The organism is Streptomyces poriferorum (assembly GCF_019399235.1).
Lineage (GTDB): Bacteria > Actinomycetota > Actinomycetes > Streptomycetales > Streptomycetaceae > Streptomyces > Streptomyces poriferorum.
In genome coordinates this window covers 1-26832 of the sequence record NZ_JAELVH010000148.1, presented here as the reverse complement: position 1 = coordinate 26832, position 26832 = coordinate 1, and the positions used below count along the sequence as shown (strand labels likewise).

General features: G+C 70.1%; 22 protein-coding genes and 2 tRNA genes. 19 read left to right on the top strand and 5 right to left on the bottom strand.

The annotated features are described in order from the left end of the window. Positions 1–244: 244 nt before the first annotated feature. Positions 245–2278 (top strand): glycosyltransferase family 4 protein, encoded by a 2034-nt coding sequence (locus JGS39_RS24025; protein ID WP_306081969.1) that lies wholly within the window; start codon positions 245–247, stop codon positions 2276–2278. 78 nt (positions 2279–2356) lie between these two features. Here the strand turns inward: JGS39_RS24025 and JGS39_RS24020 are convergent, their stop codons facing one another. Together JGS39_RS24020 and JGS39_RS24015 are read right to left on the bottom strand one after the other, a co-directional pair. Continuing rightward, entirely contained in the window at positions 2357–5941 is a 3585-nt protein-coding gene (locus JGS39_RS24020; protein WP_219571525.1) for a bifunctional glycosyltransferase/CDP-glycerol:glycerophosphate glycerophosphotransferase, read from the bottom strand. 22 nt (positions 5942–5963) lie between these two features. Beyond that, positions 5964–8195: a bifunctional glycosyltransferase/CDP-glycerol:glycerophosphate glycerophosphotransferase gene (locus JGS39_RS24015; RefSeq protein WP_219571524.1), complete on the bottom strand. Its 2232-nt coding sequence runs from the start codon at positions 8193–8195 to the stop codon at positions 5964–5966. 322 nt (positions 8196–8517) lie between these two features. Here JGS39_RS24015 and galE point away from each other — a divergent pair, with 322 nt between their 5' ends. The 4 genes from galE (at position 8518) to rfbD (ending at position 12715) form a co-directional block, all read left to right on the top strand. Continuing rightward, positions 8518–9489 carry a UDP-glucose 4-epimerase GalE gene (gene galE / locus JGS39_RS24010; RefSeq protein ID WP_219571523.1) on the top strand — a complete coding sequence of 324 codons (972 nt, stop codon included), beginning with the start codon at positions 8518–8520 and terminating at the stop codon, positions 9487–9489. A 270-nt stretch (positions 9490–9759) separates the two neighbouring features. Further along, positions 9760–10830 (top strand): glucose-1-phosphate thymidylyltransferase, encoded by a 1071-nt coding sequence (locus JGS39_RS24005; RefSeq protein ID WP_219571522.1) that lies wholly within the window; start codon positions 9760–9762, stop codon positions 10828–10830. Next, complete coding sequence (rfbB, locus tag JGS39_RS24000; RefSeq protein ID WP_219571521.1) at positions 10827–11813, top strand: dTDP-glucose 4,6-dehydratase; 987 nt, start codon at positions 10827–10829, stop codon at positions 11811–11813. Before JGS39_RS24005 ends, rfbB begins: the two co-directional genes overlap by 4 nt. Positions 11814–11845: 32 nt before the next feature. Next, a complete protein-coding gene (rfbD, locus tag JGS39_RS23995) occupies positions 11846–12715 on the top strand; it encodes a dTDP-4-dehydrorhamnose reductase (RefSeq protein ID WP_236065797.1) in 870 nt (289 codons plus the stop codon). On the opposite strand, the gene rfbC is transcribed toward rfbD, so the two are convergent. Beyond that, positions 12696–13319, bottom strand: coding sequence for a dTDP-4-dehydrorhamnose 3,5-epimerase (gene rfbC, locus JGS39_RS23990; protein ID WP_219571519.1), 624 nt, complete (start codon positions 13317–13319; stop codon positions 12696–12698). The two genes, rfbD and rfbC, sit on opposite strands and share 20 nt — an antisense overlap. Before the next feature lie 198 nt (positions 13320–13517). On the opposite strand from rfbC, the gene proB reads away from it, so the two are divergent. From proB to JGS39_RS23965, 5 genes are all read left to right on the top strand, one after another. Further along, positions 13518–14645, top strand: coding sequence for a glutamate 5-kinase (gene proB, locus JGS39_RS23985; RefSeq protein ID WP_306070051.1), 1128 nt, complete (start codon positions 13518–13520; stop codon positions 14643–14645). Between the two features lie 142 nt (positions 14646–14787). Beyond that, positions 14788–15285: a DUF8830 family protein gene (locus tag JGS39_RS23980; protein WP_219571517.1), complete on the top strand. Its 498-nt coding sequence runs from the start codon at positions 14788–14790 to the stop codon at positions 15283–15285. Between the two features lie 79 nt (positions 15286–15364). Continuing rightward, a complete protein-coding gene (locus tag JGS39_RS23975; RefSeq protein ID WP_219571516.1) occupies positions 15365–16648 on the top strand; it encodes a glutamate-5-semialdehyde dehydrogenase in 1284 nt (427 codons plus the stop codon). Between the two features lie 66 nt (positions 16649–16714). Then, entirely contained in the window at positions 16715–17302 is a 588-nt protein-coding gene (locus tag JGS39_RS23970; protein WP_219571515.1) for an SCO2584 family spore wall biosynthesis protein, read from the top strand. Positions 17303–17815: 513 nt separating this feature from the next. Next, positions 17816–18943, top strand: a complete 1128-nt coding sequence (locus tag JGS39_RS23965) for an SCO2583 family membrane protein (protein ID WP_219571514.1) — start codon at positions 17816–17818, stop codon at positions 18941–18943. Here JGS39_RS23965 and JGS39_RS23960 read toward each other — a convergent pair. Continuing rightward, entirely contained in the window at positions 18867–20015 is a 1149-nt protein-coding gene (locus JGS39_RS23960) for a M48 family metallopeptidase (RefSeq protein ID WP_219571513.1), read from the bottom strand. The genes JGS39_RS23965 and JGS39_RS23960 overlap by 77 nt on opposite strands. A gap of 111 nt (positions 20016–20126) precedes the next feature. Here JGS39_RS23960 and JGS39_RS23955 point away from each other — a divergent pair, with 111 nt between their 5' ends. From JGS39_RS23955 to JGS39_RS23915, 9 genes are all read left to right on the top strand, one after another. Further along, the gene (locus tag JGS39_RS23955; protein ID WP_219571512.1) at positions 20127–20279 is read left to right on the top strand and encodes a hypothetical protein; all 153 of its coding nucleotides are present in this window, start codon (positions 20127–20129) and stop codon (positions 20277–20279) included. An 84-nt stretch (positions 20280–20363) separates the two neighbouring features. After that, on the top strand, positions 20364–20525 hold the full coding sequence (locus JGS39_RS23950; protein WP_187285139.1) for a hypothetical protein: 162 nt from the start codon (positions 20364–20366) through the stop codon (positions 20523–20525). A gap of 38 nt (positions 20526–20563) precedes the next feature. Beyond that, the gene (nadD, locus tag JGS39_RS23945; RefSeq protein ID WP_219571511.1) at positions 20564–21181 is read left to right on the top strand and encodes a nicotinate-nucleotide adenylyltransferase; all 618 of its coding nucleotides are present in this window, start codon (positions 20564–20566) and stop codon (positions 21179–21181) included. Positions 21182–21200: 19 nt separating this feature from the next. Next, positions 21201–22982 carry an LCP family protein gene (locus tag JGS39_RS23940; RefSeq protein ID WP_219571510.1) on the top strand — a complete coding sequence of 594 codons (1782 nt, stop codon included), beginning with the start codon at positions 21201–21203 and terminating at the stop codon, positions 22980–22982. A 290-nt stretch (positions 22983–23272) separates the two neighbouring features. Further along, complete coding sequence (rsfS, locus tag JGS39_RS23935; RefSeq protein ID WP_219571509.1) at positions 23273–23704, top strand: ribosome silencing factor; 432 nt, start codon at positions 23273–23275, stop codon at positions 23702–23704. Next, positions 23701–24354: a histidine phosphatase family protein gene (locus JGS39_RS23930; protein WP_219571526.1), complete on the top strand. Its 654-nt coding sequence runs from the start codon at positions 23701–23703 to the stop codon at positions 24352–24354. Before rsfS ends, JGS39_RS23930 begins: the two co-directional genes overlap by 4 nt. A 128-nt stretch (positions 24355–24482) precedes the next feature. Beyond that, positions 24483–24555, top strand: a tRNA-Ala gene (locus JGS39_RS23925). A 289-nt stretch (positions 24556–24844) separates the two neighbouring features. Next, a complete protein-coding gene (locus JGS39_RS23920) occupies positions 24845–25078 on the top strand; it encodes a hypothetical protein (protein WP_219571508.1) in 234 nt (77 codons plus the stop codon). 110 nt (positions 25079–25188) lie between these two features. Continuing rightward, positions 25189–25261 (top strand) — tRNA-Ala (locus JGS39_RS23915). A 61-nt stretch (positions 25262–25322) separates the two neighbouring features. Here the strand turns inward: JGS39_RS23915 and JGS39_RS23910 are convergent. After that, positions 25323–26832: NADH-quinone oxidoreductase subunit NuoF family protein (locus tag JGS39_RS23910; RefSeq protein ID WP_219571507.1), on the bottom strand; the 1510-nt coding region annotated here is incomplete at its 5' end.

Below are 26832 nucleotides of genomic sequence, written 5' to 3'. Positions count from 1 at the left end.
GGTGAAAAGCGACGGGGTGGGTGAGAAAGTGGATCGGGTGCGGCATCGTCGTGTCCGTCCGCTCTGTTCAAGGCTCGATAAACTCTTACTCCGAACACAACCCTGTGCCTCTTCTGTCCGTCTTCCTTGTGCGAGGACAAGGCCTGCCCTCGCACAGCCGAGGGGGTAGGGGAAGCGTGAGAGCGTTCGTCATGCGAGGCCACCCGGGGTTTGCCGCGAGCCGCGGCCCAGCCGAAAGACGCAAGTGAAGATTTCATTTCTGGTGCGCGACCTCTGCCACATGGGCGGAGTGGTCAGTGCCACGCAGAACCTGGCGGGCGCGCTTGCGGCCCGGCACGAGGTGGAGATCATCGCTCTCCGCAAGGTGCGGGACGAGTCCTACTTCCCGCTCGACCCGAGGGTTTCCGTACGCGCGCTGACCGATCTGCGCAAGCATTCGCCGACGTCGGACCTGGATGACCCGCTGATCGAGGTCTTCCCCAAGGTCTACCCCGTCGACCCGGCCGAGAAGAAGCCGGTCGTCAGCCGGCTGGCCGAGCTGCGGCTGCTCGAGTTCCTCGCGAACACGGACTCCGACGTCGTGGTGAGCTCCAGCCCGCGGAACACGATCATGCTGTCGTACGCCAAGGGCGACTACCTGCGAGTCACGCAGGAGCACTCGATGCCCTCCATCTACGCGAAGTACTACCAGGGCCGGCTGTTCAAGGCGTACCACTCGCTGGACGCGCTCACCGCGCTGACGCCCGAAGAGGTCGAGAGCATCGGCAAGCTGGTGCCGGGCGTACGCAACCGGCTGGCCGTCATGCCGAACTGTGTGCCCGCAGCACCCGTGCAGTCCAAGAGCACCAACAAGGTCATCATCGCGGCCGGGCTCCTCAAGGAGAACAAGAACTTCGCGGCGGTCATCGAGGCCTTCGCCACCGTCGTGGCCAAGCGCTCCGACTGGCGGCTGCGGATCTACGGCGGCGGCACCGAGAAGGCCAATCTGCGCAAGCAGATCGAGAGCCTCGGCCTGCACAACACCGTGACGCTGATGGGCCCCGCGGCCCCGGTCTCGCCCGAGTTCAGCAAGGGCTCGATCTTCGTACTCCCCTCCAAACGCGAGGCGTTCGGCAATGTGATCGTGGAGGCGATGGCGGCCGGTCTGCCCGTCGTCAGCACCGACGCCAACCATGGCCCGCGCAACATCATCACGCACGGCGAGGACGGGTTCATCGTCCCGGGCGGCGACACCGACGCCATGGCCGGCGCCATCCTCGAACTGGTCGAGGACGACGAGCGCCGGGCCCGGATGGGCGAGGCCGCGGTGCGCAACGCGGTGCGCTTCCACGAGCCGGCCAGCTGTGCGCGCTTCGAGGCGATCCTGCACGACGCGTTCGTCCGCCGGGCGCTGCCCACGACCGCCACCGCACAGGTGGACGCACTGGGCTCGGTCAACATCGAGGTCGGCACGCTGCCCGCGGAGGCCCACGGTGCCGAGATCGCCTGCCGCCGCGTCGGCCGGAACCCGGCCGAGGAACGCTTCGCGATCACGCCCGGCGGCAGCGCGGTGGTGCCCTGGCACGACGGGCTGCCCGAGGGCACCTGGGAGCTGTCCGTGTGCACCTCGGACGGCAACGAGGTCCCGCTCACGGTGGACGGCTACGGCTGCGACGTACGCGATCTGCTCAACGTCCAGCTGCCCCGGGATACCGGCGGCCCCGCGCTGGAGCTGCTGCTCCCGCACCGGGGCGACATGGACCGGCTGCGGATCCGCAGCGTGGTGCGCGAAGCCCACGCCGAGGTCGACGCGCTCGCGGTCGACACCGGGACGATCGGCGTGGAGGCCGGTGCCTGGGGCGTGACCCTGGGCCCGGGAGCGGTCCTGGAGGCCGTGCACCGCAAGGACAAGGACCGGGTGCTTTCGTTCCCGGCAGCGGCGCTCGAAGGCCACCGGGTCACCGCCACGGTCAGCTGTGCCGCGCTGGTGGCCGAGCACGAGGGGCCCGAGCAGATCTGGGACGTGTGGCTGCGTCCGGCCTCGGGCGCGGACCGCGTCCAGGTCGGCAAGCTCTCGACCGATGTCCTGTCGCCCATAAGCGTGTTCACCTTCCCGCGCCCGGTGATCCGGATCCTTCCCGATCCCAGCAGGACGCTGCTGGCGAAGGTGGGCCGCCGGGTGACCCGGACGCTGAACGGCGGGAAGCCGGCGCCGCGCCCGGTCTCGAAGGTGGAGATCCGGCCGTACTACACGGCTCTGTCGCAGCTCGCCTTCAAGACGGTCGACGTCGAGCCGTAGAGCCGCTCGGACAGCACGAAAGGGGGCGGGCCCGGAGAACTGATCTCCGGGCCCGCCCCCTTTTACTGGTGCGAGCGGCTACTTCTCCTCGGTGAGGTCCGTCGCCTGCTCGATCATGCGGTCCACGACGCGCTGCGAGGCCCGGCCGTCGTCCAGGTCGCAGAACAGGTGGTGGAAGCGCTCGAAGCGCTCGCGGTACTCCGGCCACACCGCGTCGATGTCGCGGATCGAGTCGATCAGCTCGGAGGACGTACGCACCAGCGGGCCGGGCGAGTCCTTCTCGAAGTCGAAGTAGAACCCGCGCAGCGTGTCGCGGTAGTGCTCCAGGTCGTACGCGAAGAAGAGCATCGGCCGCTTGAGGTGGGCGTAGTCGAACATCACGGACGAGTAGTCGGTGATCATGATGTCGGACGCCAGGTACAGATCGGCGATGTCCGGGTACTCGGAAACGTCCCAGACGAAGCCGTTGCCGGCGCCGGGCACCTGGTCGACGACGTTCGAGTGGCGCCGGATCAGCAGGACGTGGTCGTCGCCGAGGCGGCGGCGGGCGTCCTCCAGATCGAGCCGCAGGTCGAAGGAGTACTGCCCGGCCCGGTGCGACTGGTCGTCGCGCCACGTCGGCGCGTACAGCACGACCTTCTTGCCCTCGGGCAGCCCGATCCGCTTCCTGATCTCCTCGGCGAGCTTGACCCGCTCGTCGGAGTACAGGTAGTCGTTGCGCGGGTAACCGGCCTCCAGGATCTCCCCGTCGTAGGAGAAGGCCCGCTTCAGGATCGGCGTGCTGAAGCGGTTGGAGGAGACGAGCATGCTCCAGTTCTTCGCTTCGAGTTCCAGACGCTTCTGGTACTCCTTGTCGAAGTGGAGCGTGTCGATGTCATGGCCGATCTTCTTCAGCATCGTGCCGTGCCAGGTCTGGACGATGACCTGGCCGGGACGCCGGACGACCCACTCGGGAAGGTGCGCGTTGGTCACGATGTACTTGCTGGAAGCGAGTGCGTCGAACCACTCGGTGCCCCACATCCGGACCTTCTCGGCCGTCGGCGGCAGCTCCACCTGGCCGTCGCGGACCGCCCACAGGTGCTTGAGGTCCGCGCCCCGGCGCACCAGCTCCTCGTGCATGGCACGCGGACTGTCCGAGTACTGCTTGCCGTTGTAGCTCAGGTAGAACACCTGGTCCCGCAGCGGCTCCTGGCACTTGGCCTCGTACACCTCACGGCGCAGCTGGCCCTGGCGGAACGGGCCGCGCTCGACATCGGACAGTTCCGAGCGGCAGTTGAGCTGCGGGAAGTCGTGCCAGCGTGCCTCCAGCCAGTAGCGGCGGCCCTTCATCGTGCTGTGCAGCGGGAACTGTTCCGACGCGAGCCGGTCGATGACGAACTCGACGTCCGGACCGTCGGCCTGGCGGAGGAAGAAGTTCCACCGGCCTGCCTTCAGCGGGATGGTGCCCTGGGCGCCACCGCCCAGCGTCGAGGGGTCGAAGGCCGTCTCGTACGAGCCGTCGGCGGTCCAGTCGATCGGGACCAGGCGCTCGTCGAACCGGCCCTTGGCCTTCAGCAGCAGCTCGGAACCGACCAGGTGCGCCGGGGCGTGGCCGGACAGGACGAGCTTGCCGTCCCGTTCGCTCACCCGCGTCATCACGGCACGCTCTGTCTGGCCGCGGAACTTGAGGTAGCCGTTGTGCCCGGCGATGACCGCCAGCTCGTGACGGCCCGCCTGCCGGCCCATGCTCACGGGCAGCGGGAAGCGCCCGTCGGCCAGGCCCTCCTGGACGACGGGGCTCAGCCGGCGCGGTTCCACGCTCTCGTCGGGGCCGGAGACCATCAGCGCCGTGGACCAGTTACGGACCCGGGGCTGGGCGTGGCCTTCGGTGCTCTCGGCCGTGATCAGGGCGACGTCGGCGAGCGGCACCTCGACGCGGAAGCCGCGGACGCCGTTCTGCTCTTCCTCGACGGTGACCGGGTAGCGCCGGAGCTCACCGCTGGACTGGTTGGAAACCTGGAGATTGACGGACTCGTCGCTCGCCAGCGCCGCACGGATCTCGCCCCGGATCACGATCCGGTCGCCGTCCAGCTCCCGGCCGGTCACCAGCGCGTTGACCCGCTCGATGCGCAGCTTGAGCGCCGCGCCCTCGACGCTGGGAAGCATCCGGTAGTTCTTGTCGAGCCACTGGTAGGGCGGGAAGTTCTGGGCGCTGCCGCCGTTCGACTGGATGCCGCGACGGCGCAGCAGGCCGGAGCTCATGACGATCACGCCGATGTGCCAGATGCCCTCCTCCCACTGCCCGTTGTGGCGGAGCTTGGCGGGGTCGAAGGAGAACTCCCAGCCGGACCAGTCGTAGTTGTAGCGCTTCTGCCAGGTGTCCGACGTGCGGCCCGGGCGGAAGACGTTCTTCGCCGGGAAGATCAGACGGCGGCGCGATCCGCCCTTCTTGATCTGGATGAACTTGGCGGTGCTGCGCCGGTTCGGGATGTCGATCTTGTCTATCCAGGCGTCGCCGCTCAGCAGCAGCTTGCCCTGCTGCCACTCCACCCCGACGAGCGGGGTCCTGAGCTCCAGGTCCTTGTCGATGCGCAGGGTTTTGCGGGAGAGCGAGACACTGCTGCCGTCCAGGGCCTTGAACCCGGCGTACTTGCGCAGGAAGCCGCTGACCTCGACCGGCTCACGGCGGCGCTGGTCGGCGAGGAGGTCGATCAGCTCGGAGATCGCGCCGCGGCGCACCAGCGCGTACTGCACGCGCAGCACGGCCGGCAGTTCGTCCAGGACCTGCGCGTCGACCTGGTCGAGGTAGCGGTTGGCGGCCACGAGGAAGGCCTCGCGGTACTCCACCTCGCCGTCCGGGACGACGTTCAGGAAGATGCGCAGGTCGTCCCGGAGTACACGGGCGTCGTACTCCCGCTTGAACTGGGCCCACTTGGCACCGGGGCGGTCGGCGAGGAACTGGGCCACGGACTCACAGGCGGCGACCCGGTCGCGGACGCCCTGCGGGTCCGTGCGGCGCTGGGTGATCGACGGGGCGGACTCGCCCTCGCGCAGCCGCCAGTAGTAGACGGGCTCGCCGATCAGGTCGATGGCGTCGGCCAGGTAGTGCGCGCGCAGCACCACGGCGCTGTCCTCGTAGAGCACGCCCTCGGGGAAGGCGAAGCCGTTCTTCTCCCAGAAGGTGCGGCGCCAGACCTTGTTGCAGGAGATGCGGTCGGCGACGAGCTTGGGGTACTCGGAGATGTGAGTGCGCTTGCGGGCCTCGCCGGCCAGCATCTTCATGAGCGGCACCTGCCAGGACCGCTCGCCCTTGACGTGGTACACGTTGCCGGTGGCGAAGTCGGAGCCGGTGTCGTCGAGGCTGGCGACCATCATGCGGTAGCCGTCCGGCGGGATGACGTCGTCACTGTCGAGGAAGGCGAAGTACTCGCTCTCCGGCGCCATGTTGGCCAGGCCCGCGTTACGGGCCGAGCCGAGGCCGCCGTTCTCCTTCGTCACCAGCCGGAAGCGCGGGTCGCGGTCGGCGAAGGCGGCGGCTATCGCGGCCGAGCCGTCGGTGGAGCCGTCGTCGACCATGACGACTTCGAGGTCGGTGAAGGTCTGCGCCTCCACCGAGTCGAGGCAGGCTTCGAGATACGCCTCGACGTTGTACACGGGCACGATGACACTGAGCCGGGGGGTCATGTTGTTCGGCATTCCTTTCGGGTCAGACCCGCTCGACCAGTTCGAGCGCCTGGGCAGGGGATGGTGCCGGCTTGCGTGCGGCCAGCGGGACGACGGGAAGGACGTCTTCCTCGTTCAGGAAGACGGTACGGACGATACGTTCGGCCGCACGGCCGTCGTCGAAGTCGCAGAAGCGCTTACGGAACGCGGCCCGAAGGACCGCGGACTCCTCGCTCCGCCACTCGTCGGAGCGGAGGATATCGGTGAGCTGCGCCTGGCTGGTGGCCACGGCCCCGGGAGGCTCGGCCATCAGGTCGAAGTAGCTGCCCCGGACGACCTTGTACGTCTCCCAGTCGTCGGCGAAGATCACGATCGGCCGGTCGAGGTTGGCGTAGTCGAACATGGCCGACGAGTAGTCGGTGATCATGGCGTCGGCCGCGAGGTAGAGCTCCTCCACGCACGGGTGTGCGGAGACGTCGATCACCCGGCCGCTGGCCTGGAGCTCGGCGAGCTTGCCGGTGGGCTTGTAGAAGTAGTGACCGCGCACCAGCAGGGTGACGTCCGGGCCGAGCTCCTCGGCCAGCTTCGCGAGGTCGATCCGCGGCGAGAACTCCTTCTGGTACTCGCGGTGGGTCGGCGTGTACAGGAAGACCTTGGAACCGTCCGCCGCACCGAGCTCGCGGCGGGCCCGCGCGACCTCCCCGGCACCGGCGTTGACCAGGACGTCGTTGCGCGGGTAGCCGGTCTCCAGCGAGGTGTAGGAACAGGGATAGACCCGCTCCCACACGGTGGTGGAGTGGCGGTTGGACGTGATGCTGTAGTCCCAGCGGTCGCAGCGCCGGAGCAGATCCGCCATGTCCATGTTCGTGGAGGCCGGGTAGTCGGCCTGGTCGAGGCCCATCGTCTTCAGCGGGGTGCCGTGATGGGTCTGCAGGTGGATCTGGCCCTCGCGCTTGATCAGCGAGTCCGCGAAGTTCACGTTGTTGATGAAGTACGTGCCGCGGGCCAGCGCCGTCCAGTACTCGCGGGAGCCGACGACGGCCACCTCGACACCCTTGGGCATCCGGCTCACATGCTCGGCGCGCACGGTCCAGACGCGGCGGATGTGCGGAGCCAGCCGGGCCAGTTCGGCGTCGATGGCCGCGGGGTTGCACGCGTAGCCGCGGCCCCAGTAGGCGGAGAAGACCGCGAGGTTCTCGTCCAGCGGCAGCCGCAGCTGGGACTGGTAGATCATCCGCATCGCGGCCCGCTTGGCCCGGCCGATGTGCCGGGTGTTGCGCGCCCGGGCCCGGGTGCGCACCTGGTTCGCCCGGGTGACACCGGTCAGTGCCGGATAGGAGTCCTTGCCGAGCATCGCGTACTTGTATCCGCGGGCACCGCCCGGACGTTCGAATCCCTCGGGCAGCCGGCGGTTGTAGTCGGCGGCCGCGCGGTGGAAGAATTCGGCCCGCGCATTCTTGGGGAGGTGGCCCGGCTTCTCCAGCACCGTGAGGTAGTGGTCGACCATTCTGCGGAAAAGGGCGGGGCGCCAGGATTCGAATTCCGGATGCTCGTCCAGATAGGTGAATACGCGTTCGTACTGGTCGAATACATCGAAATGCTTGCGGCTGACGGTGCCGAGGGCCTTTCCGCCCTCGCGCCGCTGCCGGTGGAGCACGCAGATGCGGTCGAGCAGCGCGATGCTTTCCGCCGTGACCAGGGCGGTGTACGTCCAGGGAACGTCCTCGTAGGACCCGGACGGGAAGCGGAAACCGTGCGCCTCGACGAAATCGCGACGGTAGGCCTTGTTCCAGACGACCTGCGGCAGATCGAGCAGTGCGGGCCGCTCCGACAGGGGGAACACCGCGGGCTCGGCGCCGCCGAGGAGGTCCGCCCGCCGGTTGGGCAGCAGCCGCCCGTCCCAGAAGCTGCGCGCGTAGTCGTGGACCAGGATGTCGGGGTCGTCGGTCGCGTCGAGGCGTCCGGCGATGCCGCTCAGCGATCCGGGCGTCAGGGTGTCGTCACTGTCGAGGAAGAGCAGGTAGTCGCCGGTCGCCAGTTCGATCCCGGCATTACGGGCGTGGCCCAGCCCCACGTTCTCGGTCAGGTGGAGTACGCGCACCCGGGGGTCGCGCTCCGCGTACTCGTCGAGGATGGCGCCGGAGCCGTCCGGCGAGCAGTCGTCCACGGCGACGACCTCGAAGTCGGTGAAGTCCTGCTGCAGCACGGAGTCGAGGCACTCCCGAACATACCCCTGCACGTTGTACGCAGGCACGATGAGTGTCAGTCGAGGCATCCTTCACCAGTCCAGAGAGCTGTCTGCAGGGTCCGTGCGCAGGCACCGATTCGCTCCGTGGAATCGTGGGGGAGGGCCTGAGCACCTGAACAGCGTAATTGATCGACATCCACCCACCGTGGCCTTGTGTTTGCCCCGGCTTCATCCGTGACTGCCCGGCTTCACCCGCGGTGTTCCCCGGGCGTCACCCCATGTACGGCTTCATGTCGCACGATAATACGGTTGAGGGTTATTTGTCTGATTCGATTTTCCGTGCACGTAAGGTGAACCTGTCGACGGAGCGCGCACAGCGGCACCACGTACAGAGGGAGAGACGCACAGAATGACCTGGATGGTTACGGGCGGGGCCGGATACATAGGTGCGCACGTCGTGCGGGCGATGCTCGCCGGCGGACTGCGGGTGGTCGTGTACGACGACCTCTCCACGGGGAACGCCGCGAGCGTGCCCGACGGTGTGCCCCTGGTCACCGGCAGCGTGCTGGACCGGCAGACCCTGGACGCCGCGATCCGTGACCACACCGTGACGGGTGTGGTGCATGTCGCAGGCAAGAAGCAGGTCGGCGAGTCCGTCGAGCGCCCCCTCCATTACTACCGGGAGAACGTGACCGGCCTGGAGGTGCTGCTGGAGAGCATGGTCGCGGCGGGAGTCGACCAGCTGGTGTTCTCCTCGTCGGCCGCCGTCTACGGCATGCCTGACGTGGACCTCGTCACGGAGGACACCCCCTGCGCGCCGATGAGCCCGTACGGGGAGACCAAGCTCGTCGGCGAATGGCTGATCCACGCCGCCGCCCGGGCCCACGGACTGCGCTGCGCGTCCCTGCGCTACTTCAACGTCGCCGGTGCGGCCTCGCCCGAGCTCGCCGACGCAGGCGTGTTCAACCTCATCCCGATGGTCTTCGAGCGCCTGGAGGCCGGCGAGGGCCCGCGGATCTTCGGCGACGACTACGCGACGCCCGACGGCACCTGCGTCCGCGACTACATCCATGTGGAGGACATCGCCTCCGCCCACCTCGCCGCAGCACGCCGGCTGGAGGCGGCCGGGCCCGGCACGGACCTCACGCTGAACATCGGCCGCGGCGAGGGCAGCTCGGTGCGCGAGATGGTCGACCGCATCCTCAAGGCGACGGACCACGGGGACATCGTCCCCGAGGTGGCCGCCCGCCGCGCCGGGGACCCGGCTCGCGTGGTCGCGGGCGCGGACCGGATCCGCGCGGAGCTGGGCTGGTCGGCCCGGTACGGCGTCGACGAGATGATCGATTCCGCCTGGCAGGGCTGGCGCCTGCGCCACCCCTGAGGGCTGTCCCGTTCGGATCGGACCGGGGGCAAGTGAAATGCGGAGAATTCGATATCGAGTTCGACGTCACGCGCCGGCGTGACGCATTTCGTGAACCAGTGGGAGGGAAACGAGGCGGAATGGTTACGGGGCGCCGTTGCTTTTCCTCCGGACGAGTCGGTAAGCGGGTCGGCGGAGCTGTTTCGCCGCGGATGAGCGGGCGGACCTGACTAAGGTCACCCGGTAGGTCGCAGCTGCGACAGGACCGCCGACTCATCGTGGGGCAGATCAGTGAAGGCTCTCGTACTTTCCGGTGGGGCAGGCACCCGGCTTCGTCCCATCACGCATACCTCGGCCAAACAACTGGTCCCGGTGGCGAACAAACCGGTGCTGTTCTACGGGCTCGAAGCCATCGCGGAAGCCGGCATCACCGAGGTCGGCATCATCGTGGGCGACACCGAGGAGGAGATCCGCGCGGCGGTCGGCGACGGATCCCGGTTCGGTATCGACGTCACCTACATCCCGCAGTCCGAACCGCTCGGCCTCGCCCACGCGGTCCTGATCGCCCAGCGCTTCCTCGGCGACGACGACTTCGTCATGTACCTCGGCGACAACTTCATCGTCGGCGGGATCGCCGGACTGGTCGAGGGGTTCTGCGCGGACCGGCCCGATGCCCAGATCCTGCTGACCCAGGTGCCCGACCCGACCGCCTTCGGCGTCGCCGAACTCGACGGGGACGGCAGGGTCGTGGCCCTTGAGGAGAAGCCCAAGGAGCCCAAGAGCGACATGGCGCTCGTCGGCGTCTACCTCTTCACCAAGGTCATCCACGAGGCGGTCCGCTCCATCCGCCCGTCCTGGCGCGGCGAACTGGAGATCACCCACGCCATCCAGTGGCTGATCGACCAGGAGCGTGACGTCCGCTCCACCACGATCCGCGGATACTGGAAGGACACCGGCAACGTCACCGACATGCTGGAGGTCAACCGCACCGTGCTGGAGACCGTCGAGCCCTGCACCCGCGGCGCCCACGTCGACGACGAGAGCGAGATCATCGGCCGGGTCCGGATCGAGCCGGGCGCCCGTGTCACCCGCAGCCGGATCGTCGGCCCCGCCATCATCGGCGCCCGCTCGGTGATCAGCGACGCCTACGTCGGACCGTTCACCTCGGTCGCCCACGACTGCCGGATCGAGGACAGCGAGATCGAGTACTCCATCGTCCTGCGGGGCGCCTCGATCGACGGCGTCCGCCGCGTCGAGGCCTCCCTCATCGGCCACGAGGTCGAGGTGACCCCCGCACCCCGGAGCCCCTCCGCCCACCGACTCGTCCTCGGCGACCACAGCAAGGTGCAGATCTCCTCATGACGACCCACCTCCTGGTGACCGGCGGCGCCGGCTTCATCGGCTCCCACTACGTCCGTACGCTGCTGGGCCCGGACGGCCCCGGCGACGTCGCCGTCACCGTGCTCGACAAGCTCACCTACGCGGGCAGTCCGGCCAACCTCGACGCCGTGCGCGGCCACCCCGGCTTCTCGTTCGTCCAGGGCGACATCTGTGACGCGGAACTGGTCGGCGGTCTCATGGCCGGGCACGACCAGGTGGTGCACTTCGCCGCCGAGTCGCATGTGGACCGCTCCATCGACGGCGGCGCCGAGTTCGTGCGTACGAACGTCCTGGGCACCCACACCCTCGTCCACGCCGCTCATCTGGCGGGCGTCCGGACCTTCGTGCACATCTCCACCGACGAGGTCTACGGATCGATCGACGAGGGCTCCTGGACCGAGAACGAACCGCTCGCGCCCAACTCCCCGTACTCCGCCTCCAAGGCCTCCAGCGACCTGATCGCGCTGTCCTACCACCGCACCCACGGACTCGACGTGCGGGTGACCCGCTGTTCCAACAACTACGGGCACCACCACTTCCCCGAGAAGGTCATCCCGCTCTTCGTCACCAACCTGCTGGACGGCCGGCCGGTCCCGCTGTACGGCGACGGCGCCCACGTCCGCGACTGGCTGCACATCGACGACCACGTCCAGGGCATCGAGCTCGTCCGGACCAAGGGCCGCGCGGGCGAGGTCTACAACATCGGCGGCGGCACCGAGCTCTCCAACAAGGAGCTCACCGGACTGCTCCTGGAGGCGTGCGACGCCGAATGGGACACCGACGTCGTCCACGTCGAGGACCGCAAGGGCCACGACCGGCGCTACTCCGTCGACTGCACCAGAATCCGCGAGGAGCTCGGCTACGAGCCCCGCAAGGACTTCCGTACCGGGCTCGCCGAGACCGTGCGGTGGTACCGCGACAACCGCTCCTGGTGGGAGCCGCTCAAGGAGAGGGCCGCCCTGTGAGCCCTCGCTGGCTGGTCACCGGGGCCGCGGGCATGCTCGGACAGGACCTCGTGGCCGCGCTCGCCCACGAGGACGTCACCGCCGTCGCCGCGGACCGCACGGCCCTGGACATCGCCGATCCCGGCCGCGTCCGCGAGATGTTCGCCGCCCACCGGCCCGCCGTCGTGGCCAACTGCGCGGCCTGGACCGCCGTCGACGACGCCGAGAGCCAGGAGGACGCCGCCCTGCGGATCAACGGCACCGGCCCTGCCGTCCTGGCGGCAGCCTGCCGCGAGCACGGCGCCGTCCTGCTCCACGTCTCCACCGACTACGTGTTCGCCGGGGACGCCGCCCTCCCGTACCCCGAGGACGCCCCCACCGCCCCGCGCAGCGCCTACGGCCGCACCAAGCTCGCCGGCGAACGCGCTGTGCTGGAGACCCTCCCCGACACCGGATACGTCGTGCGCACCGCCTGGCTCTACGGTGCGGGCGGCGCCAACTTCGTCCGCACGATGATCCGGCTGGAGGGCATCAAGGACACCCTCGACGTGGTGGACGACCAGCGCGGACAGCCCACCTGGACCGTCGACCTGGCCGCGCGGCTCGTCCGGCTCGGACAGGCCGCGCTCGACGGCACCGCCCCGGCGGGCGTCTACCACGGCACCAGCGCGGGCGGGACGACGTGGTGCGGCTTCACCCGGGAGATCTTCCGGCTGCTCGGCGCGGACCCCGCCCGGGTCCGGCCCACCACCAGCGACGCGTACCCCCGCCCGGCCCCACGGCCCGCGTACAGCGTGCTCGCCCACCGCCGGTTCGCCGCCGCCGGGATCGAGCCCATCCGGGACTGGCGCGCCGCCCTGGACGAGGCGTTCCCGGCCCTGCTCGCCGCGGAACGCCCCCTGATCAGCGGCCGGCCGGGCTGAGCGCGGGCTCACGCGCCCGCAGACGCGCGTAGTACGCCTCGCACTCCGCGTACGAGGGAAGCAGCCCCAGCTGTCCCGCCTCGGCGAGCGACGGAGCCGCGGCGTCCTTCCCGGACAGCAGCGGCGCGACGTCCGCGGGCCACTCGATGCCCAGCTCCGGGTCGAGCGGATCGATGCCGCGCTCACGCCCGGGCGCATAGCCCTCGGAACAGAGGTAGAGGACGCCCGCGTCGTCCGTCAGCGCCATGAAGGCGTGACCGAGGCCCTCGGCGATGTAGACCGCCCGGTGATCGGCGTCGTCGAGACGGACCGCCTCCCACCGTCCGTACGTGGGCGAGCCGGCCCGGACATCCACGATCACGTCCAGTACCGCGCCCCGTACGCACTTCACGTACTTCGCCTGCCCCGGCGGCACGTCGGCGAAGTGGATCCCGCGCAGCGTGCCCCGGCGGGACGTGGAGAAGTTGGCCTGCGCGAGCCCCAGCCCATGGCCCGCGGCCTCCCCGAGGTCCGAGGCCCTGAACCACTCGTGAAAGCTCCCGCGGGAGTCGGGGATGACCTCGGGTTCGTGCACCCAGGCCCCGGGGATGGAGAGCTGGCGCATGCGATCACGTCCTGTTCCTGGAATTCGCCGGGTCTGCGGCGGTGAAGCCGACACCCCTGCAACGAGTCGCGGCACGGAACGGATACGGAACGGTACGGATGCGGACGAAGCGGGGTCCACGGTGCGGAACGTGAAGGCGCCGGTTCCCGTGCTCGCGTAGATTGCGGGGTCCAGCGAGGCGAACCATGGGGGATGCACGTGTCAGGGGCCAGGCAGGGCGTCACGGAGGCCCGCAGGATCGTCGTCAAGGTCGGTTCCTCCTCTCTCACCACCGCCGCGGGAGGCCTCGACGCCGACCGGGTCGACGCACTCGTCGACGTCCTCGCCAAGGTGCGCAGCGGCGGCGAGCGCGAGGTCGTCCTCGTCTCCAGCGGCGCGATCGCGGCCGGACTCGCCCCCCTCGGACTGCACCGCAGGCCCAAGGACCTGGCCAGGCAGCAGGCCGCGGCCAGCGTCGGCCAGGGACTGCTCGTCGCCCGCTACACCGCCTCCTTCGCCCGCTACGGCGTCCGTGTCGGCCAGGTCCTCCTCACCAGCAACGACACCAGCCGCCGCGCCCACTACCGCAACGCCTACCGAACCCTGGACCAGCTCCTGGACATGGGCGCGCTGCCGATCGTCAACGAGAACGACACCGTCGCCACCGACGAGATCCGCTTCGGCGACAACGACCGGCTCGCCGCGCTCGTCGCACACCTGGTCCGTGCCGACCTGCTGATCCTGCTCTCCGACGTGGACGGCCTCTACGACGGCGACCCGAGCATCCCCGGCACCACCCGCATCGCCGAGGTCACCGGCCCCGCCGATCTGGCCGGGGTCAGCATCGGGAGCGCCGGCAAGGCGGGCGTCGGCACCGGCGGCATGGTCACCAAGGTCGAGGCCGCCCGGATCGCCACCGCGGCCGGCGTCCCGGTCGTGCTGACCTCGGCGAGCCACGCGGCCGACGCGCTGGCCGGGCGCGACACGGGCACCTACTTCCACCGCACGGGACGCCGCTCGGCGGACCGGCTGCTGTGGCTCGCCCACGCCTCCACCCCGCAGGGTTCACTGACCCTGGACGACGGGGCCGTGCAGGCGGTCGTGGAGCGCCACAGCTCGCTGCTGCCGGCCGGGATCGCCGCGGTCGAGGGCGAGTTCACCGCGGGCGACCCGGTGGAGCTGCGCGACCTGCGGGGCCGGGCGGTCGCCCGCGGCCTCGTCAACTTCGACGCCAAGGAGATCCCGCAGCTCCTCGGACGCTCCACCCGTGACCTGGCCCGCGAACTCGGTCCCGCCTACGAACGCGAGGTCGTACACAGGGACGATCTTGTCGTTCTCGGCACCTGACGAACCCCTGAAACGGCTGAAAGTCCAGCCTTCGGGCAGAGACCTTCACGAAAACCGCCCCAAGCCGGGCCGCGGACTGGTCCACTTTGTAGCAGGGACACTGCGGGGTCCGGCACAGCAACACATTCACAGGAGGCCGCCGGTGAGACGAGCGCGCCCGGGGGCGCCGCCCCGAGGAACGGGTGGCCGCGCCCTGACCAGCGTCGGAGCAGGGATCGACTTCGACGGAAGCAGGTCCGCGGACCGGAGAGACGAACGGCCCGGGCCGGAACCGGCGTCAGCCGGACAGGAACGCAACGCCTCGAAGCTGTGGCACATCACGCTCTGCGTCTCCGGCACCGAGATTCCGCTGAAGGAGGTCAGACGCGGCCTCGAACAGCTCGCGCACGACCACCCCTTCCTGCTGACCAGCCGCTATGCCGGCGACCACGCGGAAGTCCGCTACTGGGAAGAGGCCCGCGACCTGCACGACGCGGCGGCGGTGGCCCTGCGGCTGTGGGGTGAGCACCGCTCCAGCGCGGGGCTGCCGCCCTGGGAGATCGTGGGCCTGGAGGTCATCGACCGCGAGACGTACCACCAGCGCGTCGCCGAGGGGTACGGGCCGCCCCCGGCCGCCCCGGTCGGCGTGCACCCGTACTGAACCGGCCGTCCCCCGGACGGCCGTCTCGCATCACGGGATACGTGACAGATGCCCGCAGCGTGCGCATTACCCTGCGGGCATGACCACGCTTTCGCCGTACGACAACATGTCCCCGGTCGCCCAGGCCGCCTACCGGGCCCGCTCCGCCGCCGCCGACATCGCGCCACTTCCGCGCGCGGCGAAGGACGACGCGCTGCTGGCGATCGCGGACGCGCTCGAAGTCCGGACCAGCGACATCCTCGCGGCCAACGCCGAGGACGTGGCGCGCGCCCGCGAGGCCGGGACCAGCGAGTCGGTCGTCGACCGGCTCACCCTCACCCCCGAGCGGATCCGTGCCATCGCGGCCGACGTGCGGGACGTGGCGGCGCTGCCCGACCCGGTCGGCGAGGTGGTGCGCGGTTCGACCCTGCCCAACGGCATCGATCTGCGCCAGGTCCGGGTGCCCCTCGGCGTCGTCGGGATCATCTACGAGGCACGGCCCAACGTGACCGTGGACGCCGCGGCCCTCTGCCTGAAGTCGGGCAACGCCGTACTGCTGCGGGGTTCGTCATCCGCCTACGCCTCCAACAGCGCACTCGTCCGGGTGCTGCGTGACGCGGTCGGCGGCTCCGGTCTGCCGGCCGACGCGGTCCAGCTGGTGCCGGGAGAGAACCGTGACTCCGTCACCGAGCTCATGCGGGCGCGCGGCCTGGTCGACGTGCTCATCCCGCGCGGCGGCGCCTCGCTGATCCGCACCGTCGTCGAGCAGTCCACCGTCCCGGTGATCGAGACCGGTACCGGCAACTGCCATGTGTACGTGGACGCGCAGACCGACCTCGACATGGCCGTCGCCATCCTGGTCAACTCCAAGGCGCAGCGCCCGAGCGTCTGCAACGCCGCGGAGACGCTCCTGGTCCACAAGGACGTCGCCGACGCGTTCCTGCCGCTGGCCCTGGACGCCCTCGCCGAGGCCGGCGTGACCGTGCACGGTGACGAGCGGGTCCTGGAGTACGCCGAGGGCACCAAGGCCACCGTGGTGGCGGCGACGGCGGAGGACTGGGAGACCGAGTACCTCTCGTACGACATCGCGGCGGCCGTCGTGGAGTCGCTGGACGCGGCCGTGGCGCACATCCGGCTCTGGTCCTCCGGCCACACCGAGGCGATCGTGACGACCTCGCAGGCCGCGGCACGCCGTTTCACCCAGTTGGTGGATTCGACGACGGTGGCCGTGAACGCCTCGACGCGGTTCACGGACGGCGGCCAGTTCGGCTTCGGTGCGGAGATCGGCATCTCCACCCAGAAGCTGCACGCCAGGGGCCCGATGGGGCTCCCGGAGCTGACGTCCACGAAGTACATCGTGACGGGCGACGGTCATGTGAGGTGACCGGTGTGATGCGGCGAATGTGCCGTCTCCCTGCCCAAAACCACCTCGCGGGTCTAGGCTGAAGCCGTGCCGGACGACGTGGGGGGCAGGCCGTTCCCGAACGGCTGGGAGCCCGACGACGACCGCGGGGGCGCGGACGAGGACTTCGCCTCCGTGGTCTTTGACGAGGACTTCGTCCAGGCAGCCGAGTTCCACGAACCGACCGCGGTCGAGCGGCTGTTGGCCGCGGCCGAGGCGCGCGCCGAGGCAGACGCGTTCCGGGCCCGGGCCGGCGGTGGCCCGCTGGACGACGACCTCTACGACGACGGCTACGGGCCGGGCGGCACCTACGGGCCCGGCTACGACCCGCTCGACGAGGACGACGACTACCACGTCAGCGGCCCCTACGGGCGTCACGGCGGCGCTCTGCGCCCGTACCGGGGGGCCGCCCGCTGGCACCGGCCGGTGGCCTGGCTGCTCGCGCTGCTGATGGGCATCGGCATGGTCGCGCTGGCCTTCAGCGCCGTCTTCCGCAACGCCTCGGGCGACCGCCAGGACCAGGTTCCGCCGCCGGCGACGAGCGGTGTGGACAGTGCTCCCGGGCCCACATCGGCCCCCTCCGCCGCGGACGGCTACTCCCGCCCGATGGTCTCCGCCGTCCCGCGCACCCCCTGACTCCGCCGAAGCGCCCGCAGGGCCCGGCCTCCGGCGCGGGCGGAAGCGCCTGCAGGGCCCGGTCTCCGGCGAGGGCGGAAGCGCCCGTAGGGGGGCCCGGTCTCCGGCGTGGGCGGAAGCGCCCGTAGGGCCCGGCCTCCGGCGCGTCCGCTCCCGCCGCTGGCGAGGCCGTGACGTTCGACGCCACCCCGCCTCGACGGCTCGGCCACCGGTCCCGTGCAGGGGGCCGGACACCCTCATCCCGGGCCGCAGTCGTTCCCCGGACCGCTGACGATTTCCCCTGGCCCCGATCCGCCCGACCGGGGGAACCCCGCGGCAGTTCCCGCCCGTCGCCGCGTTTACCTCCGTCGTAATCGACCTACTCTGAAGATATGACCCCTCACCCGTTCGAAGAGGGGGCTTCTCACTTGTCCGTGCATGCCCACGCATGACGGGCAGACCTGTCCGGAGCCTTTCGGCCGGAAGGGGCGCACCGTTTCGGCCCCGGTCGGTGGCGTGGAGTCGGGAGAAGTCATGGCAGACCGCGGAGATCCACCCGAAGGCCCGTCGGAGAACGGGGCGAGCGGCAGCGAGGACGAGTACCGCTCACTCGTCTTCGACGAGTCCTTCGTCCGGGCTGCCCGGCTGCAGGAGTTCTCCGCCCAGGAGCGCATGGGGGAGCACGCCCGTGCCGTCCGGAGCCTGCCGGGCCGGTCCGTCCGCAACGGCTCACGGGCCGCGCTCGCCCTGGTCGTCCTGATCGCCCTGGCCTTCGGCGCCGCCGTCTTCCTGGGCTTCCGCCACCCCTACCAGAGCCCCGTCACCAGGCTGGCCGAGCCGATGCGGATGACCGTCGTCCCGCTGGCCCCGCGCGGAGCCGTGCCCGCCGGCACCCCGGCCGGCCTCTTCGCGAGCAGCCCCGCCGCCTCGTTCCCGAAGGGGGCCGCGGGCATCAGCCTTCCGGTGACCCGGCGGACGGAGAACTTCTCCGACAGCCAGGTGTACACCGCCCTGGCCACGGCCAAGGACTACCTGATGGCCTCCTCGCTCGACCTCGACGTCCTCGGCGGGAACGCGGTACGGCCCGTGGAGTCACTCCTCGATCCGGAACAGATGGAGCAGTTCGAACGGAGCATGGACACCCCGCACGACGACGGTCAGCACGCGGCGGCCGGCTGGCTGGTGCGATTCGATCCGGCCGAGGTCACCCCCGATCCGGAGATCCGGGTCCGGGGCACCCTGCGGTACGCCGAGACGGGAGCCGACTCCCTGGAGGTGGTGTCGGACCACACCTTCGCGTATGTGCTCCACCCCGCCGTCTCCGGGCCCCAACAGGCGGGCGGCGCCTCACTGTTCACCGTGAGGCGGGAGATGCGCTTCCGGTTCGACCGGGACGATCTGCGGCTGCACCGGCTGGAGGTGCGGACCAGCTACGTCCAGGCAGGCCCGCAGTCCTGCCCGGACGACACCACCGGTGCCCTGCGGCCACTGCTCGCGGGCGAGCGGGCGGTGCCCCGCGGCCCGGCGGGCACCGACCCGTACGCGACGGGCCGGCCCACCGGGGCGCTGTGCGGGACCCTGGAGATCAGCTCCCCGCCGCCCCGGGACCGGACGGGCCCTCAGGGTCCTCAGGCCTCCGAGGCCCCTGCGAGCCGTCCGTAGCGTCGCCCCCGGCCGCCCCGGCACCCTTGCTGCCGCCGCCGCCCGCGCCGGTGAACTTGTCGCGGAGCTTGCCGCCCAGGTCGCCGGCGCCACCCGCTATGTCGCCGACCAGCTTCATCAGCGGGTCCTTGCTGCTGCGCACCGAATCGGCGTAGTGCGAGGCGGACTCCTTGAACGCGTCCGTCACCGAGGTGTCCTTGTCCTCGTCGCGCCTCGGGTAGTGGCCGTCCATGATCCGCTGGTGGTCGCGGGTCTCGGACCACTTCTTCAGCTCGGCCGCGCGCACCGTGGTGAACGGGTGCGAACGGGGGAGCACGTTCAGGATCTTGAGGACGGAATCGCGCAGATCGCCGGCCTTCTCGTACTCGTCGGCCTGGGCGAGGAACGCGTCCACGTTCATCTCGTGGAGGTGGTTGCCGCCGGCGATCTTCATCAGCCCGCGCATCGAGGCCCGCAGGTCCTGGCCGACCAGCAGTCCGGCCCGGTCGGCGGACAGCTCGGACTTGCGGAACCACTCGCGCAGCGCAGTGACGATCGCCATGATCGCGACGTTGCCGAGGGGGATCCACGCCACCTTGAGGGCGAGGTTGGTGAGGAAGAGCAGGATCGTGCGGTACACGGCGTGACCGGACAGGGCGTGCCCCACCTCGTGGCCGACGACCGCCCGCATCTCCTCCTCGTCGAGCAGCTCGACCAGGCCCGTCGTCACCACGATGATCGGCTCGTCCAGACCGATGCACATGGCGTTGGGCTGCGGGTTCTGGCTGACGTACATCGGCGGGACCTTCTCCAGGTCCAGGATGTAACAGGCGTCCCGCAGCATGTCGTTGAGATGGCTGAACTGTGCGTCGCTCACCCGGACGGAGTCCGACAGGAAGAGCAGTCGCAGACTGCGCTCCGGCAGCAGTCCGCTCAGCGCCTTGAAGACGGTGTCGAAACCGCTCAGCTTGCGCAGCGCCACCAGGGCCGAGCGGTCCGCCGGGTGTTCGTACGCCCGGGAGGAGATCCCGGGGAACCGCCTGCGCTGCCTGCTCGGCACCTGGTCTCGGCTCTCGTGGCTGCCGTCAGTCATGAATGGGCCCCCTGTTCGTACGAGACGTCGCTCGCCCCCCTGACAAATCCCAGCGTATGTGCTGGGGCTACGGTGTGCGGGGGGCTGTGGATAACTGAGGAGACGCCCGACATGCCGCACACCGTTGCTCTGCTCGCTGCCGCATCCGAGGACCAGGGGCCGGGCAACACGATCCGCATCGTGCTGATCGCCTCGCTCGTCGGAGCGGCCCTGCTCGCCTGGTTCCTGCTGCGCGGATACCGCAACGACGACAACAACGACTGAGTCGGCGTGAGCGTGCCCGGGGCACCCGCATACGATGTCCGCGACGTCTTCCCTCCGACTCCCGATCGATAGGTCCTGCCGAAGATGAGCCTCACGAGCACCGCACACCAGCTGGTCACCGTCGCCGCCGAGGGCGAGCACGGTGGAAACCACGAAAGTCTCAGCCCGCTCCTCACCGGTGGCGGTGCGTTTGTCGCGCTTCTCCTCCTTCTGTGGATCACCACGCGCTTCAACCGCGACCGCTGAGGCCGAGGCGTACAGCTGTGCCAGTAGGCTCTGCACGCATGGGAGAGCAGGAAGTGCCTACCGGCCGCGGAAAGCGCCGACTCGGCGTGATGGGCGGGACGTTTGACCCGATCCATCATGGACACCTGGTGGCGGCCAGTGAAGTGGCCGCCCAGTTCCACCTCGACGAGGTGATCTTCGTTCCGACCGGGCAGCCGTGGCAGAAGAGCCACAAGGAGGTCTCCCCGGCCGAGGACCGCTATCTGATGACCGTCATCGCGACGGCGTCCAACCCGCAGTTCTCGGTCAGCCGGAGCGACATCGACCGCAAGGGCCCGACGTACACGATCGACACCCTGCGGGACCTGCGCGAGGTCCACGGCGACGCGGACCTCTTCTTCATCACGGGCGCCGACGCCCTCTCCCAGATCCTCACCTGGCGGGATGCCGACGAGCTCTTCTCGTTGTCCCACTTCATCGGTGTGACGCGGCCGGGGCATGTGCTCACGGACGACGGGCTGCCGGAGGGGGGTGTCTCCCTCGTGGAGGTTCCCGCACTGGCCATCTCCTCCACGGACTGCCGTGCGAGGGTCGCCCAGGGGGAGCCGGTCTGGTACCTGGTACCGGACGGTGTGGTCCGCTACATCGACAAGCGCCAGCTGTACCGCGGCGAATGAGCCACGGAGAGGGGCACCGGTGAACGACCGACAGAATCCGTACGACCCGTACTACCAGCAGCCGCAGATCGTCGGCTACGACGAGTACGGGCAGCCGGTGTACCAGCAACCCGGACAGCAGCAGTACGACCCGTACGCCCAGCAGCAGCCCCAGGCGCCGCATCAGGCCCAGCAGCCCCAGGCACCGAACCAGCCCCAGCAGCAGGCACCGCAGGCCGGCCAGGGGTACGGCTACGACCCGTATGCCCAGCAGCAGCAGCAGCAGCAACAACAGCAACAGCAGCCCGCCGCGCCCCCGCAGCAGTACGACCCGTACGGCACCCAGCACCACCAGCAGCAGCCCCCGCAGCAGGGGTACGGCTACGACGGCGGCTACGGCTACGACACGGGCCAGCAGCCCGCCGCGGTCGACACCGCCCAGCAGTGGAGCATCCCGCAGCAGGCCCCGGCGCCCGAGGCCGCGCCGGTCCCGCCTCGGCGGGCCCCGGAGCCGGAGCAGGCCGCGGAGCCCGAGACGGGCGTCCCGGGGCCGCGCATGGGCGACCGCGACTACCGCACGGAGCAGTTCTCCTTCATCGAGGAGCCCGACGAGGACTCCGAAGACGTCATCGACTGGCTGAAGTTCACCGAGAGCCGCAGCGAACGCCGCGAGGAAGCACGTCGTCGCGGTCACAACCGGATGGTCGCGCTGATCGTCGTCGCCGCCCTCGTGGTGGTCGGCGGCGTCGGCTACCTGTGGTCGGCGGGCAAGCTTCCCGGCGTCTCCGCGTCGGACGAGAAGAGCACCACGGCGACCGGCCCGCAGCGGCGGGACGTCATCGTGGTCCACCTCCACAACACCAAGGCCGGCGGCACGTCCACGGCCCTGCTCGTCGACAACGTCACCACCAAGCAGGGCACCACCGTCCTGCTGCCCAACTCGCTGGCCGTCTCCGACGAGGACGGTGCCACCACCACGCTCGGCAAGTCGGTCGACGACGACGGGACGTCCGGAACCCGCGAGTCCATCGACTCCCTGCTCGGCACCGAGATCAGCGGCACCTGGCGGCTCGACACCCCGTATCTGGAGAACCTCGTCGACCTGGTCGGCAACATCGAGGTCGACACGGACACCGATGTTCCCGACGCCAAGAAGGGCGCCGCGCCCCTGGTGAAGAAGGGTGAGGCGCAGACCCTGAGCGGCCCGATGGCCGTCGCGTACGCCACGTACCGCGGTCCCGACGAGGCCGAGGCCAAGCAGCTGATGCGCTTCGGGCAGGTCATGCGTGGCGTGCTGCGGAAGATCTCCGACGATCCGAAGGCCGCCACGGTCACCGTCCAGACGCTGGCCCAGATCCTCGACCCCTCCCTGCCCGAGCAGGACCTGGGCGCCTCCCTGGCCAAGCTCGCCGAGCACGCCAAGATCGGCGACTACAAGACCGCGCTGCTGCCCGTCCAGGACGACGGCACCCTGACCGAAGCCGCTACGGAGAGCGTGGTCAAGGACATCCTGGGCGGCTCGTTCAAGGCCCCGGCCGCGGACGCGGCGGTGCGGGTCGGCGTCAAGAACGCCACGGGCAGCGACCGCGGTACGGAGTCCGCCCGGATCGAGCTGGTCAACGGCGGCTACACCTTCGTCAACAGCGGGAAGTCCGAAGCCGTGACCTCCTCCGAGGTCGTCTACAAGGCCGCGGCGGACAAGAAGAAGGCGGCCGAGGTCGCCGCGACCCTCGGACTGCCGGCGAGCGCGGCCAAGCAGGGCAAGGCGGCCGGCAACGCGGACGTGTCCGTCGTCCTCGGCCAGGACTACAAGATCAAGTAGGCCGGAGGTACGGTCGGCCGGTGCACCGGTCAGGTTCGGGGCGGCTCGGGAAGGGATTCCGGAGCCGCCCCGAAGCCGTTCCCGGACCTGCTCCGGATCAGTTCCAGACCAGCTCCGGGCCAGTCTCAGACCAGCTCCGGGCCTGCTTCGGATCAGCTCCGGGCCTCTTCCGGACTTGCTCCTGGGTGCCGCCCGACGACTTCTGGAACGGCTTCGAAAGATGACTGCGTGGGCTGTCGGCGGTCCGTGAGACCCTAGAGGTTGATCTGACCGCCGACGAAAGCCTGCATGTGACCGCCACGGACCGCTCCATCGAGCTCATCAACGCCGCCGCTCAGGCGGCCGCCGACCGGCTCGCGCACGACATCATTGCGTACGACGTCAGCGACGTGCTGTCGATCACGGACGCCTTCCTGCTGGCTTCGGCCCCCAACGACCGCCAGGTCAAGTCGATCGTCGACGAGATCGAGGAGCAGCTTCAGAAGAAGCTCGGTGCCAAGCCGGTCCGCCGTGAGGGCGACCGCGACGCCCGCTGGATCCTCCTCGACTACGTCGACATCGTCATCCACGTCCAGCACAGCGAGGAGCGCGTCTTCTACGCGCTCGAGCGCCTGTGGAAGGACTGCCCCGAGATCCCCCTTCCCGAGGACGCCGTGAAGACCCGCGGCAAGGCCGAGGAGCACGCACAGCTCACCGGCGGCACGGAAGGTGAACAGAGCTGACCGGCAGCGGAAGCGGCAGGGGCCGCAGGATCGTCCTCTGGCGCCACGGCCAGACGGCGTGGAACCTGGAGCGCCGGTTCCAGGGCACCACGGACATCGACCTCACCGAAGAAGGCGTCGGGCAGGCCCGGCGGGCCGCCCGGCTGCTCGCCTCGCTGAAGCCGGACGCGATCGTCGCATCCGATCTGCGGCGGGCCGCGGCCACGGCGGCCGAGCTCGCCGCGATCACCGGGCACGCCATCGCGCACGATCCGGGGCTGCGTGAGACCTATGCGGGAGCCTGGCAGGGCCTCACCCACGAGGAGATCGTGGGGCTGTACGGCGAGCAGTACGCGGCGTGGAAGCGCGGCGAGCCCGTACGGCGCGGCGGCGGTGAGCTGGAGACCGAGGTCGCCGACAGGGCTGCCCCCGTCGTGCTCGCGCACGCCGACAAGCTGCCCGACGACGGCACGCTCGTCGTCGTCAGCCACGGTGGCACCATCCGGACCACCATCGGCCGGCTGCTAGGTCTGGAGGCGCACCACTGGGAAGGGCTCGGCGGACTCTCCAACTGCTGCTGGTCGGTGCTGGGCGAGGGCGCCCGCGGCTGGCGTCTGCTGGAGCATAACGCCGGCACGCTGCCCGAACCGGTGCTCGGCGACGACGCCTGACCGGGCGCCCGGGCGGCGTCCGCAGGGCGTCTTCGGGCAGCACCGGCCGGATTTCACTTTCTGGCTGGTCACAGGCTAAAGTTCTTCTTGTTCGCAGCGCGGAAACGCAGGGAAACACAGCGGACAGCGGGGCTATAGCTCAGTTGGTAGAGCGCCTGCATGGCATGCAGGAGGTCAGGAGTTCAATTCTCCTTAGCTCCACAATCAGGATCCCGTCCCCATCAGGGGGCGGGATCCTTGCTTGTTCCCGGGTGCGGTCTTCGAGGATCTCCGGCGGGCTGCCCCCCTTGCGGGCTCATGGCAGAATCGGACCGCCGGAGGGGGAGACGGACCGAACGGGGAGGAGCGTGCGATGCCTGCGAGCCGCCACGAGCTCCCGGACCTGCCCCCGGAGCCCGTCCCGACGCGTCGCCCGGTGATCCGAACGCCCGGTGGTCACACCGGAATCCACCCCCTGTGCACGGCCCGCGGCCGCACCCGGAGCTGATCCATGGGCGCACACAGGCGGAAATGCGACTGGTGCGGCAGTGGTACGCCCATCGTCAGGGACATGGACCCGATCAACGTGGACTACCAGTACTGGTGCGAGGAATGCGCACGGGCGCTGGTCATAAAGGGCGACCCCATCGAGACCTACCGGGAGCTCGAGGGGGAGCCGATCTACGGACGGCTGCTGGAGGAGCACTGCACGCTGAAGCGGTTCTACTCCTTCGCCACCGCCTGACCCGCCTCGGTGATCAGCCGGAGAGGGGCCGATCGGAATCGATTTGGTGGACGGCCGGGGTGACCGGTAATGTTCTCGATGTCGCCACGGGAGACCGGGCAGCACAGCACGGGGCTATAGCTCAGTTGGTAGAGCGCCTGCATGGCATGCAGGAGGTCAGGAGTTCAATTCTCCTTAGCTCCACAGTGAAGAACGACTGGCGGGCCATCCGATTCGGATGGCCCGCCAGTCGTTTTGCGTCAGGTCAACTCCGGCCGCTGCCGAGGGCCTTCCGGCCGCTGCTCGGAGGCAGGGCGGGGCGCTCGGGAGCCGGTTGCTCGATCCGGAGCGCCAGGGCGGGACAACGGCGTACGGCACGCTGTGCTCGTCCCCGCAGATGCATCGGGACCGCGGCGTCCGCGAGGGCGGGATAGCCGTCGGGGCCCAGCCTGATCAACTCCGGGACGATGTCGGCGCACAGGCCGTGGCCCCGGCAGAGCGTCCAGTCCACGGCCAGCTTCTCGCCGCTGGGAATGGACTCCTCCACATCCTGGTAACCGGGTGCGGGAAGCGGGAGGATGCCGAGCGTCTCGCGGCCGCAGCCGCCGTCCAGCACATGCGCGGCCAGATCGTCGGTGAACGCGGAGAGCGTGGAGGACAGGAAGCGCGCCGAACCGTCCGGGTGCTTGCAGGCACCCCGTCCCTTCACCGCGAGGGTCACCTCACGCAGTGCCTCCAATGCGGCCGGCCCGCCCCCGTTGAGCACGTCGGAGAGCCCGCCCGCGGCGGCCGGCAGCCCGAGCTTGCACGGGCCGCACTGGCCCGCGGTCTCGGCGGCCAGCCAGTTCGCCACACGCAGGGACTCGCCGAGCGGGCAGGTCTCGGGCCCGATCGGCAGGATCGCGCCCGCTCCCAGCGCGCCGCCCACCGCGGCCAGCGACTGGCGGGAGACGACGGCGTCATGGAGGGCGTTCGCACTGATCCAGTTGCCGTGATAGCCGCCCGTCAGCACGCCCTGCGGCAGTGGGGGCGCGCCGGCCAGCTGGAGCACGTAGCGCAGCGGCACCCCCGTGGGCACCTCGACGACCATCGGGCGCGCGACCGCGCCGGAGAGCGTGAGGAGCACCGTTCCCGGCTCGTCGGGGAGCCCGGTGTTCCCGTAGCGGCGGGTGCCCATGCGGGCAGCGACGGCGAGTTGCGCGTACGTCTCCGCGTTCGACAGCAGGGTCGGAGCGCCCCCGACCCCCGACTCGGCGGCCCTTTCGCGGCGTCCCGGCGGCAGGGCGGGGCCACCGGACGCGGCCCGGATGACGGCCGAGGCCTCCCCGGAGACCATGCGTTCCGGCGTACGCACCACCCGGGCCCGCAAGGGCTGCCCGCGGCGGTCGGACAGACCCCGCTCGGCGAGGGCGGAGCGCACCGAGATCTCCGTGGAGTTGCGGGTGACGGCGATGATCAGGGTGCGGGCGCCGAGCGCCTCCGCGGCCAGCAGGGCGCCGTCCAGGATGAGGTGCGGAGCGCGGTTGAGGAGCACCGTGTCCTTGCGGCAGGCGGGCTCGCCCTCGCTGCCGTTGATCACGACGACCGGCCGCACCCCTCGCCGGATCGACGCCTTGGCGACGGCCCGCAGTTTTCTGCCGAAAGGGAATCCGGCGCCGCCGCGGCCGTTCAGCGAGACGGACTCGGCGAGTTCCGCCAGGCGTTCGCCGGTCATCGGCTCCAGCGGCCCGTGCACCTTCAGGTGCATTCCGAGGTCGAGCCGCTCCACCAGGTCG

Excerpts from the sequence above, each read along its gene's own strand:
- rfbB (WP_219571521.1), top strand. The coding sequence starts at position 10,827 with ATGACGACCCACCTCCTGGTGACCGGCGGCGCCGGCTTCATCGGCTCC.
- rfbD (WP_236065797.1), top strand. The coding sequence starts at position 11,846 with ATGCTCGGACAGGACCTCGTGGCCGCGCTCGCCCACGAGGACGTCACC.
- JGS39_RS23920 (WP_219571508.1), top strand. The coding sequence starts at position 24,845 with ATGGGCGCACACAGGCGGAAATGCGACTGGTGCGGCAGTGGTACGCCC.
- JGS39_RS23960 (WP_219571513.1), bottom strand. The coding sequence starts at position 20,015 with ATGACTGACGGCAGCCACGAGAGCCGAGACCAGGTGCCGAGCAGGCAG.
- JGS39_RS24015 (WP_219571524.1), bottom strand. The coding sequence starts at position 8,195 with ATGCCTCGACTGACACTCATCGTGCCTGCGTACAACGTGCAGGGGTAT.
- nadD (WP_219571511.1), top strand. The coding sequence starts at position 20,564 with ATGGGAGAGCAGGAAGTGCCTACCGGCCGCGGAAAGCGCCGACTCGGC.
- JGS39_RS24020 (WP_219571525.1), bottom strand. The coding sequence starts at position 5,941 with ATGACCCCCCGGCTCAGTGTCATCGTGCCCGTGTACAACGTCGAGGCG.
- JGS39_RS23955 (WP_219571512.1), top strand. The coding sequence starts at position 20,127 with ATGCCGCACACCGTTGCTCTGCTCGCTGCCGCATCCGAGGACCAGGGG.
- rfbC (WP_219571519.1), bottom strand. The coding sequence starts at position 13,319 with ATGCGCCAGCTCTCCATCCCCGGGGCCTGGGTGCACGAACCCGAGGTC.
- galE (WP_219571523.1), top strand. The coding sequence starts at position 8,518 with ATGACCTGGATGGTTACGGGCGGGGCCGGATACATAGGTGCGCACGTC.
- JGS39_RS23975 (WP_219571516.1), top strand. The coding sequence starts at position 15,365 with ATGACCACGCTTTCGCCGTACGACAACATGTCCCCGGTCGCCCAGGCC.
- JGS39_RS23950 (WP_187285139.1), top strand. The coding sequence starts at position 20,364 with ATGAGCCTCACGAGCACCGCACACCAGCTGGTCACCGTCGCCGCCGAG.
- JGS39_RS23965 (WP_219571514.1), top strand. The coding sequence starts at position 17,816 with ATGGCAGACCGCGGAGATCCACCCGAAGGCCCGTCGGAGAACGGGGCG.